3 protein-coding genes are annotated in these 11,657 nt (G+C 51.4%); all 3 read left to right on the forward strand.

All coding sequences use genetic code 11. From position 1 onward, the window contains the following. Positions 1–112: 112 nt before the first annotated feature. Genes CFU_RS09450 through CFU_RS24170 form a run of 3 tightly spaced genes read left to right on the forward strand, consistent with a single transcriptional unit; the run spans position 113 to position 11,648 of the window. The gene (locus CFU_RS09450) at positions 113–2,335 is read left to right on the forward strand and encodes a peptidase domain-containing ABC transporter (protein ID WP_041741634.1); all 2,223 of its coding nucleotides are present in this window, start codon (positions 113–115) and stop codon (positions 2,333–2,335) included. Further along, positions 2,332–3,213, forward strand: a complete 882-nt coding sequence (locus tag CFU_RS09455; RefSeq protein ID WP_041741636.1) for a hypothetical protein — start codon at positions 2,332–2,334, stop codon at positions 3,211–3,213. Before CFU_RS09450 ends, CFU_RS09455 begins: the two co-directional genes overlap by 4 nt. 47 nt (positions 3,214–3,260) lie before the next feature. After that, positions 3,261–11,648, forward strand: coding sequence for a beta strand repeat-containing protein (locus CFU_RS24170; protein WP_014005815.1), 8,388 nt, complete (start codon positions 3,261–3,263; stop codon positions 11,646–11,648). The last annotated feature ends 9 nt before the right edge of the window (positions 11,649–11,657 follow it).

Here is an 11,657-nt window from a genome sequence, read left to right on the forward strand (position 1 = left end):
ATTTATCAAGAAAAAAATGCTAGTGAAAGAAAAGGGGTTTCACGCCATGATTTCCGATAGCGAAACCAAGTGATTTTTCTATGTTGTAGTTAGAGTGTTTTTTATAAAAATAATGCGCCGTCGAATATTAAAACTGGTCAACCTAGGTCTTGTCTCAGGGCGAAAACAACCTGCTTCGACTCATGCGTTTTCCGTTCATGATGTGATCTGGGCGATGGGGAGTTTTTGTGGGTTGAACGGAAAACCGTTTGACAGCAATCTGCTGCTACAGCAATTTCCACCCCCCTACGGTGCCGACTCGATTGTTCATGCCGGACGTGCTTTAGGCTTCAAGATCAAGCGCAAGGACTGCGATAGCAAGGCGTTAGCTGTATTGCATCTACCATGTCTGGTCATCATGAATGGCCAGGAGGTCGACAATCAGCTCTCCAATGCCTCGGCAAAAGCGGCTAACGATGTCGATATCGAACCAGCGCCAAGAACAAGCCGCCCTGCAATCATCGTTCAAATCAATGATGGCAACGTCGTCTTGTTCGAAGCCGGAAGCAATACGCCCAAGACCTTGACCCAGGACGAATTCGCGGCTTCCTATGCTGGAACCGTGTTCCAACTCGCGCTGAATGCCAAAATAATCAAGGATCCAGACGGTGCGCAAGCCGCCCAGAGCAAATTCGGTTTCAACTGGTTTATCCCCGAACTTCTCAAGCACCGGCGCGTATGGCGCGACGTGCTGATTGCTTCGCTGATTATTCAGTTACTGGCGCTTGGTACGCCACTATTTACGCAAGTCGTTATCGATAAAGTAGTAGTGCATCGCACAGAAAGCACGCTGATTGTCATCGCCATCGGCCTGGGTGTCTTCATGCTGTTCTCGGCGCTGTTGTCGTGGGTGCGCCAGTATCTGGTTCTGCACACCGGAAACCGGGTCGACGCCGTCCTGGGCAGTGCGGTTTTCGATCATCTTTTCAAGCTGCCGACACGCTATTTCGAACATCGCCCGACCGGCGTCATCGCTGCACGCTTGCATGGGGTGGAAAGCATTCGTGAATTTGTCGCCAGTGCCGCCGTGTCGTTGATTCTTGATTTACCGTTCTTGCTGATCTTCGTCGGCATCATGTTCTATTACAACGTCACCTTGACCCTGGTTGCCTTGTCGCTGATCGGCGCCATCGTCGTGCTTAGTTTAATCATGGCGCCAGTGTTCCGCGATCGCCTCAATCATCAATTTTTGCTGGGTGCGCGTAACCAGGCATTCATTACCGAATATGTGTCTGGCCTGGAAACCGTCAAGAGCTTGCAGATGGAGCCGCAACTCTCAGCACGCTACGGCGACTATCTGGCCGACTACCTGCAGGCGGGTTTCAGGATGAAGCAGATCGCCAATACTTATAACGTGGTAGCCAACGGCATCGAACAATTCATGTCGTTGATGATCCTGGTAGTCGGCGCGTATACCGTGATGCATAACAGCGATTTCACGATCGGTATGCTGATCGCCTTCCAGATGTTTGCCGGCAGAGTCTCGCAACCGATGCTGCGCATCGTCGGTTTGTGGCAGCAGTTTCAAACGGCGAATATGTCGGTGCAGCGCCTGGGCGACATCATGAATGCGCCGAAAGAACCGTATTCGATCCTGCCTAGTCGCCTGCGTGAGAGCAAGGGGAGCATTGAAATCGACAATCTGAGTTTTCGGTACGGCGAAAATTTGCCGTATCTGTATCAGAATTTTGGCTTAAAGGTCAGCCCCGGCAAAGTGATTGCGATCATGGGGCCTTCCGGTTCCGGTAAGAGCACGCTGACCAAGCTATTACAAGGTTTTTATGTTCCATCAGACGGCCAGATCAAATTAGACGGCAACGATATCCGCTATCTCTCCGCGAATGAATTACGCCATTACTTCGGCGTTGTGCCGCAGGAGACCGTCCTGTTCTCCGGCACTATCTACGACAACCTGTTGATGGCGAATCCGCATGCAACCTTCGACCAGGTTGTCCATGCCTGCCGCATGGCGGAAATTCACGACACTATTGAGCGTCTTCCACAGGCCTACCAAACCGAGATCGGCGAGCGTGGCGTCGGGCTATCCGGTGGCCAAAAACAGCGGATGGCGATTGCCAGAGCCTTGCTGAAACAGCCGAAGATTCTGGTATTCGATGAAGCTACCAGCAGTCTCGATTCAGCGACCGCCGAACATTTTGCGGGGACGATCAATCAATTGAAGGGAAAGGTAACGATGCTGTTTATTACCCATGCATTGCCGAGGAATTTATTGGTAGATGAAGTAGTGAGGATTGGTGGCGGGTTGATACAGGCGCCCTTGGAGCGAGTGTCATGATAAAGGAAAATAGAATGGGCATTAGATTAATCCAGCGGTTTTTCGCTGTAAGTGTTGCACTGGTCCTGGGAATGGGCGTCGGTGATCAAGTGGCATATGCCGTAGATAGTCCGCAACCGCCGCTGATGCGGTTGGATGCACCGGTGACACTTACCAATTCGGTCCTATTCGATTTTGGGTACGGGCAGATTTTGCGCGTTCCAAAAATATTGTTTCCTCCATCGATCATTCCGAAAGACCCACATCAACCGCTTAAGGCGCAGATGTTGTCGATGACTTTTCAATTTCCAGACATGGTGCAAGGTGGTTATTCGAGTGGCATGGATACTATCTTTGACATGCAGGCTGGCCGGCACGTTCGGAACCCGGATCGATTTCCGGTCAATATTGTGTGGATGTTTTACTCCGACGAAGAAATGGCGAATCTACCCTGGGAGCGTAGGGCGGAAATACCATTTTTAGACGTCCGGCCCACGAGAATGTTCCGAAACCAAGTACAGGGAATCAGTGACTTTGCTCAATATGAGCATCGCTCTTTTGTGCCGCCAACGATCGTCGACTCGAAATACAAGGGGCTTAGAGAGGTGCATTTCGCGATTCTTGACCAAGCTTACTATGACAAACAAGTCAAGCTGGCAAAGGAACGTGGTGTTAATTGGGAGGCGGCACAACGGACTACTTACATCGAAGGAGTCGGCAGTCCATACGAACTCCTGATGGAGTGTGATCATCCTAGTTCACTCAAATGCCAGGCCTATGTTTACAGTAAGAGTAGTCATTTCCAGTACCGGATGATCTTCCCGCCGGAAGCGGTTGCCCACGCTGACGAACTCATCAGAACAATCAACAGAATGGTCGATGGCTGGATTCAAAAATAAGTCGGTTTACGGATTTTCATTAATTTCAATCTTATCTTGGTTCACAAATGACTGATACACACACACCCTCGCAAATGCCGTTTGACGCCGGTCAACTACAGAAAATACGAACTCTACTGAAACAACAAGGTTTATTGGATGCTAATGGAAAAGTCGTAGACACGTTGGCGACGTTTGGAAATAGCCCGCCGAAAGGCGCCTTCGCACCGATCTATGCCGAAATTTCTAAGATTATTAGCGCAGTCGGCTCAACGGTAGACCCCAAGATTCAGTACTGGTTTTCAAAGGCCGCTGACATCAACAATGATGTTACGAGTGACCCGGCAGACGATTACATTCGCGGCGTCACGCAATATGGTCTGGCAATGCGGCATAAACTCGATGGACTGTCTCAATCAGCAATCGACATAGGGTTACAGCAGACCTCCAACCTGATAGGTGAAAACGTCATCAATGAAATATTGGGTGATGGTGGAATACCTGATTTTGGGTACATGATCTCCGGGGATATCAGCGCTGCGATCGGAAATGACGCCTTGGGTAGATTTCAGCAGGATGCAGGTGGTTGGGGAGGCTCCTTTTACTATTGGAATGCGCCGCTGAACTACGGGACTACGCTTCCGGTAATAAGCGTCGGCAATGTCATTGCCAATGGTGGCACGGTGTTGACGAACGGTGCCGCGGTAACCTACCCATCTTCGCTGAAGGAATTCTATTACGCCAACAGTAATGCATCGGCTGATTTTGCGATTCCGGAAATCAGTACGGTTGCGGCCTCCTCGTCCGTCGGCGGCATTTTGGGGACTCTTATCACGCAAGGTGGGCTTCCAAATTTCCCCAAAGCCGTGAACGATGCATGGGTCGCAGTTTTATCGGGATCGCAGGCCCAAACACCAATTATGGTTAAGGCGAAGCTGTTTGCTGACACTATCGAGGTTTTAATTGGTCGTTTTCTTACGGGTAATTTCGTACCGGGCCCCCATTCGACCGGGCAGCCGACGATTTTGGTGTCCAATAACGCGGTCACGACAACCTATAGTAACAACGGTATTATTACTCAGAACTTCGGATCGAGCGGAAATGACTCTCTGCAATGGCAAAATGCTGCTGGTGTCATCGGCAATGTCTCCATTGATGCCTCTGGTGCTATTCGTATCGATGCGAACAATGCCACTGAAGTAGCTGTCATTGACTCCGATAGCCGGATTGATTACGTGAAAGGGAGCGGTGCACGTATCGTTGGCTCCAGCGGCGATCAGGACACGCTCTACGGTGGTGTCGGCAGCAGCACCTATGTGCTACAGACATTAACGACTGGTATCAAAGACACTATTGACGACCAAGACGGGCTTGGCTCTCTTTACGTCGGTTCGAACCTCATCAATGGCAAGGGTGCGCAAACTGGGCAACAAGCCAATTCCTGGAGCGATGCCAATGGAACCTTGTACCAATTTGTCCCCTTGTCCGCAGATGCCCAGATAGGGACAATGTTGATTTCAGGCGGTAACTTCATTGGCCCGGGCCAGATTGCCATCAATGATTTTGATCTGGGCAAAGCGGTAACGGACGCAAACGGCGATCTCGGTATTCATCTCAGCCAGGAGATCGGCCTCACAGCCGACACTAGCGAAACAAATCTTTTTGCCAATGGCATGCCGGCCAATCAAAAAGCCGATGTTGCTCTAGGCAATAGTCAAACTTTCACCGTCCATGCGTTGGCCGATAGTACAGCAGCACAAACCATCCAACTGGCTCTATCAGGCGGTGGCTCGTACGCTCTATCTACCGGCGCCACTCAGACTGCATTCAACGGCAAGATATCGGTCACGATTGCTGCAGGTCAGGATTCAGCAACGTTTTCATTAATCGATTTATCCAATACCAATCAAGCTGACGCACCGACGCTCACCGCCACGTATACAGATACCAATGGCACCGTCACGAGTAACACTCTCGCAATTACCTTTGACCATCCCGCTGCCGATCCAAGCACGCCACCCACAGTCGTCGGCACCGTTTCCACAGCCCCGGTATCGATCGACGGCAGTAAGTACAACTACACCGAATTTAATGGAGATGGCCTCGTCACCGGGAATAGTGGCGGAAACGGAATTTTAACTGGTGACGGTAACAGCGTCATCAACGGAAGTGGCGCGTTGGATGTCATTATTGCAGGGAATGGCAATAACCAAATTTATGCAAATGTACAAACAGATGTTGCCACAGCTCTTACACAAGCTAAAGCTGCCCAGGCTTCGGGTAAAAGAGGGGATCTCATCTCGGTCGGCAATGGAAACAATACCATTGTGGGTGGCAATGGTAATGATGCGGTTTTTACGGGATCGGGAAACAACACCCTGATTCTTGGATCTGGGGCCGTTACAGTCACAGGGGGAGTAATCGTACATTCACCTATATCGGGTGAAGGAGTCGCGAACTGGGCTTCATCGACGGAATTTTCTTCCGATGTGGGGGCGGAGACCACTGACACCGGTGGAATTGTAAGAGACAGCACCGGTTTCAATGCACCCAATCCCTATTACGCTAACTACATTAGTGACACCCCCGTTGGTATTGGCAACGACACTATTTTTGGAGGAACCGGTAATAGCGTGTATTACCTGTCGAATGGCAATAACTACCTGGATGCAGGCGGTGGCAATGATTTCATTGGGGCAGGTGTCGGTAACAACACTATTTTTGGCGGGATAGGTAACGATACGATCAGAGGGGCCGGCGGAAATAATTACATTAACGCTGAGTCTGGCAATGATTTGATTGCAGCCTATGGCGGGAACAACACCATCGTCGGTGGTACGGGCAACGATACGATTTTTTCTGGCGACAATACGTCTAATTGGGCAAGCTCAATCACGACTGAGAATAATTATATTAATGGTGGTTCCGGTAAGTCAGTGATCTATGGCGCAGGCGGCAACGATACGTTGATTGGCGGTACTGGCAACGTCACCATCTATGGCGGCGACGGCACCGAGGACATTACCGGTGGTTCAGGCCACGACGTGCTGTATGGCGGATCCGGAACAGACGTCATTCATGCCGGTGACGGCGGTACGGCCGATAGTGCGACCAGTATCTATGCTGGAAGCGGTAATACGACCATATATGGAGGCGGCGGCACTGACGTCATCTATGGCAGTAGTGGAACCGAAGTCATTTATGCCGGGGATGGCGGCAATGCTACTGCAGCAACACAAATTCATGCCGGGAATGGCAATGTCACCGTATATGGCGGATTGGGAACCGACCAAATTGCCGGTGGCTCCGGGACCGATGTGCTCTATGCCGGTGATGGGGGGACTGCTGATGGTCCGACCACGGTATTTGCCGGCACTGGCAGCGACACGTTATATGGTGGTGCCGGAGTTGATATATTAGATGCCACAAATGGTAACAACGTATTGCTGGTGGCCGGTAGTGGTGATGCGACCTTGCTCGGTGGTAGCGGTGACGATACGTTAATAGCGGGGGGCGGCACTGACAAGCTCGTAGGTGGCGCAGGTAATAATGCCTATGTGTTTAACGCCGGATTCGGTCAAGCCGAAATTTCCTCGACAAGTGGTTCTGACGTTATCCAGTTCGGTGCTGGCATTTCCGCCAGTGACCTGACTGTTACTGCCGCTCTGGCTGCCGATGGTTCGGGAGTGTTGGAGATCGAGGGTGCCGGCACCATTTTGGTCGACAGTGGACTAAGTAGCGCCGTGAGCGCAGTAAATTTCGCTGATGGCACTTCCTTGACCATAGCGCAGTTGATTGCACAGACCGGCGCTCAGTCTGAGACGATTGCTGGTGCCACTGGCAATATTTTGTTCAGCACCGGGGCGGGCGATTCGGTCCAGGGCGGCAGCGGCAACGACACGCTGTCAGCTTGGGGCGGCAAGGCGACCCTTACCGCAGGAAGCGGTAACAATGTCTTGTATGCCGGGGGCGGGAACGACCTGTTGGTGGGTGCTGCCGGCAACGACACACTGATAGCCGGTGCTGGTAACGACACATTGATTTCAGGAACCGGTGCCGACACATTGGTGAGCAATAGTAGCGGCACTACTTTTGTCGTGAATAATGTCCAGGATGTGATCCAACTACCGTCTTCGCAGAATCAAAACGACACAATTGTCTCGTCAGTCGACTATGTGCTGCCTGATGCGATTACAACCTTGACACTGACCGGTTCAGCCAATCTAGCTGGGACTGGGAATACATGGAATTCGGTCATTACAGGAAATGCAGGTAACGATATATTGACCGCAGTGTCAGGGGAAACGACGCTGATTGCAGGGGCCGGCACGGATACCATGATCGGCAGCGCCGGCGATACGGTCTTTGTGGTCAATAGTTTGAATGACGTGCTGGTGGAACAGGCCGTACATGGTACCGCTACAGTACAGACGAATCTCAGTTACACGCTGGCGTCGAATTTCGACAATTTGATACTGACTGGCAGCGCCAATCTGGTCGGTACCGGTAATGATCTAAACAACCAACTCACTGCAAACGGTGGCAATGACACGCTGATTGCCGGCGGCGGCAACGATACCTTGCTTGGTGGAAGCGGAAATGACCGGTTGATCGCCGGCAGCGGGAATGACAGTCTGAATGGTGGCGCAGGGATCGATACCCTGGTTGCAGGCAGCGGTAACGATGTCATGAGCGCTCAAACTGGCAGTACCTATGTATTTAATCAGGGATTTGGTCAAACCGAAATCTATAATGCGGCGGGCAGCACTTTACAGTTTGGTGCCGGTATTGCCCCGTCCGACCTGACATTGAGTTTGACACTCTATGGCAATACACCATCAATTATCCTTACTGACAGTGCTGGTGGCACAGTCACTGTCGATGGCGGACTATCCACTGCAAATAATACAACTTATGCATTTGCCGATGGCGCCACTCTCAATCTGAACCAATTGATTGCCCAGACACAATCCACACCTGTCACGCTCGCCGGCCAGGAAGGTAATTTGGTTTTTGCAGCGCACGGCAATGCATCGCTGGTCGGCAGCAGCGGTAACGACACGCTATATGGTTGGGGCAATAGCGATACCTTGGTTGCCGGCTCCGGCAACAACACACTGTACGGCGAGGATGCGAATGATATTCTTGTTGGCGGAACGGGACTTGATACCTTGTACGGCGGCACGGGTAACGACACGATGATTGCCGGTACTGGCGAGAATACCTTGGTAGGTGGTCAGTCCAATGATACGTTCATGCTAACAGAAGGTGGCGTGACGACTATCAATTCCAGTACCCAATCCGGCATCGAGACGCTCTGGTTGCCGGAAAAAATGCGCCTTTCCGATTTCTTCGCGGTACAAGTTGGGCAGGATCTTTATATCAACTCCAACTCTCTGGACACAACGACGATTATTAACGGGTATTTCAATACGCAACCGCAAAGTGTCGGCTGGGTACTGGGCGGCGATAATGATAGTCCCGTCTTTTTACAAACATGGGTAGCTGCACAGCAGGCCAATTTGACTGGTGGCGCAATTGACTACAGCAGCAAGATCAGCGCGTTGGAGCAGGCGTATAAGGCGCAGTTGAACGCTGATTTGACATCGATAGGCAAGAACGGCACTTGGTTAGATGACAGTGTTGGCCGCGCCAATGTCGGCGATTACTATAGCAACAACGCTAGTGGAGTTGCCGGGACGGTGGTGAACTATCTCTTTAATGGCGTCAGGCTCGACAAGCTTACCGTTAGCGGCGGGAACTTGACACTCAGTTCGATTGACGACAATGTTGATACGACACAAGTACATGAGACCACCGTTACGGGATTTAAGACGGTGCCGGTTTATAAGTTGGTGCAGTTAACTACTGGAACTGTTGTGGATATGGGGCCGCCTTCCTCTACTGGAGGAGGGAGCAATCTCTCATCTGATGAACTCAATTTACTACCGAATGGAGACGTTGGATTTATTGTGCCGGGTCTGATGCGAGAAGTTCAAGCAGGCACTATAAGCCAGGCATATACCTATCAAGCCTCCACCGTCGACGTGCAACGTACCCTGAACACCTATGCCATCACCGGCGATGGCGGTAACGACGTCATTATGATGGTATCAAATGACGCATCAAACGGCATACAAAGCGCCTCGTTCATGGGGACCGTCAATACTGGGGACGGTAATGTATACGTGAATCTCGGCACGACCAGCAGTATTAATCCCGATTTCGGGGCGGGACAGGATTACTCTTCGCCGGAACCAAGCTCCGATCGCTCCTTTATTGTCGCCGGTGCTGGAAACGATACGCTGATTGGGACCGATGGTGCCGACACGATAGTTGGCGGCTCCGGTTTCGATTACATGGACGGAGGTTTAGGAACAAATACCTATTATGTATCGATGCATGGCGATGCTACCGACATTATCGATGACACAGGGGACATGGAAAATAGCTGGCAAATTCAGGAAGGTTACGGCGGTGTCGTCCCCAATAAGACGTTGGTGATGCCCGACGGACTGCTTGCGAAGGATCTTAACTATCGCATAGTGCAGGACCCCGCTTATCCAGGATCCAGCATTCTCCAGATTAACTATGGCACATCGAATGTTTGGGTGGTATATCAGGAAGGTATTTTGGAGTCGACTATGTATGGCTCGAACCCGGCGGTGTTGTCTATCGGCGTCAATCGCATAGCGTTTTCCGACGGCAGCACCATGACGCTGGACCAGTTTATGGCCGCCGCACACCAGATGGCCGATGACTATACGCCTTCGGTAAGCGCTTCCGATCAGGTTCTTCAATTGAATCAAACTGTTGCTGTATCCGGCCTTTTCACTGCCAGCGACACCGGCAGTAATGCGATTACTTGGTACAGGGTATCGAATAGCGGAATCGACTCAGGCTACTTTACGTTGAACGGCAAGCGGCAATCGTCAGATGCACCTATTTACTTGACTAAGCCGCAATTGAGCGGGTTGCAATATGTGACTGGTGCTACAGCTGGCGATGATTTGATACAGGTCAGCGCATTTGACGGTGCGGCCTGGAGTGTGGTGGCGCCGATCAGTATCGTCACCACTTCAAACAACGTCCTGCAAGCAACGTCGAGTAATCAAGTGTTAACCGGCACTGCTGCAGCGGCGGACGTGTTGATCGGTGGTTATGCCAATGACACCTTGGTTGGTGGCGGGACGCAAGACACGTTTTTCCTGCGTCGCGGCGATGGCAATGTCGTTGTGTCCGAAGCGTCAGATACAAATGGCAACAATACGTTGAGATTTGGCGGTGGCGTCACGTCAGATGACCTGCAACTGACTCAGCAGGGGAGCGATGTGCTGGTCAAGTATGGAACATCTTCAGATAGTGTTCTTGTGAAGAATCTTGACACTTTTAGTGGGACTGCGACGATTGATAAATTCCAATTCGCTGACGGCAGTCACAGTGCTTATTCGAGCAGCGGTCAGGGCGATTTTCTGGTTACCAACTATGACAGTACCGGTAATAAGACCGGCGATCAATGGCAACACACCGACGGCACCACAGGATTTGATCGGGTGGCCAGCGACGGCACGACGGAAACAGCAGTGACCACCACCAATAGCGATGGGTCGACTTACAGTACCGATCAAATTGCTTACGCGAATGGCACTTCGCAACAAAGCTGGAGCCGCAGCGACGGCGCTGCCGGCAGCACCAATACTAATACTGCCGGCGTTGTAAAGGGTAGTAGCTCAGTCAGCATCAACGGCAGTCAGGAGATCGACAGCGGTAGCGGGCATGTATTGGTTGGCAGTCCCGGTGCCGACGCCATCAGCGGCAGCGATGACAATGCCTTGTTGATAGGTGGTACGGGCAACGATACGATCACGACCGGGACCGGTGGCAACGTGATCGGTTTTAACCTGGGCGATGGTCAGGATACCGTTGTTGCCAATGCAGGGGACAGTAATGTGCTTTCTCTCGGAGGAAAATTCAGCTACGCCGATCTTGCCTTTCAGAAAAACGGCAACAACCTGATCCTGGATGTGAGCAGCAGCGATGCCATCACACTTCAGGATTGGTACGCTTCGTCTGATAATCAGCAACTGGTTACTTTGCAGGTCATTGAAGCTGCAACTGCAGACTATTCATCGAGATCGATAGATACGCTGAAAAACACCAAGGTGGAAACGTTTGACTTCCAGCAATTGGTAGAGGCTTTCGATCAAGCGCAAATCGATAATCCGACGAGGGGTGCGTGGAGCCTCTCCAGCAGCCTACTTGATGCTCATCTGAGCAATAGCGACACAACGGCATTGGGAGGGGATTTGGCTTATGAATATGGTGTTCGGGGCAACCTTACCGGCTTCAATGTCGCTGCTGCCGAAACTGTCATTGCCAATACGCAGTTTGCAACTTCACCTCAGAATTTACATCCATGGGGGAGCGTTAGTGGAACGGCCGCGCAGATACGATGAAGCGTTCGT

The organism is Collimonas fungivorans Ter331, assembly GCF_000221045.1.
Classification (GTDB): Bacteria; Pseudomonadota; Gammaproteobacteria; order Burkholderiales; family Burkholderiaceae_D; genus Collimonas; species Collimonas fungivorans_A.

Bases quoted from the DNA above. Each gene is read 5' to 3' on its own strand.
- CFU_RS09450 (WP_041741634.1), top strand. From the start codon at position 113: ATGCGCCGTCGAATATTAAAACTGGTCAACCTAGGTCTTGTCTCAGGG.
- CFU_RS09455 (WP_041741636.1), top strand. From the start codon at position 2,332: ATGATAAAGGAAAATAGAATGGGCATTAGATTAATCCAGCGGTTTTTC.
- CFU_RS24170 (WP_014005815.1), top strand. From the start codon at position 3,261: ATGACTGATACACACACACCCTCGCAAATGCCGTTTGACGCCGGTCAA.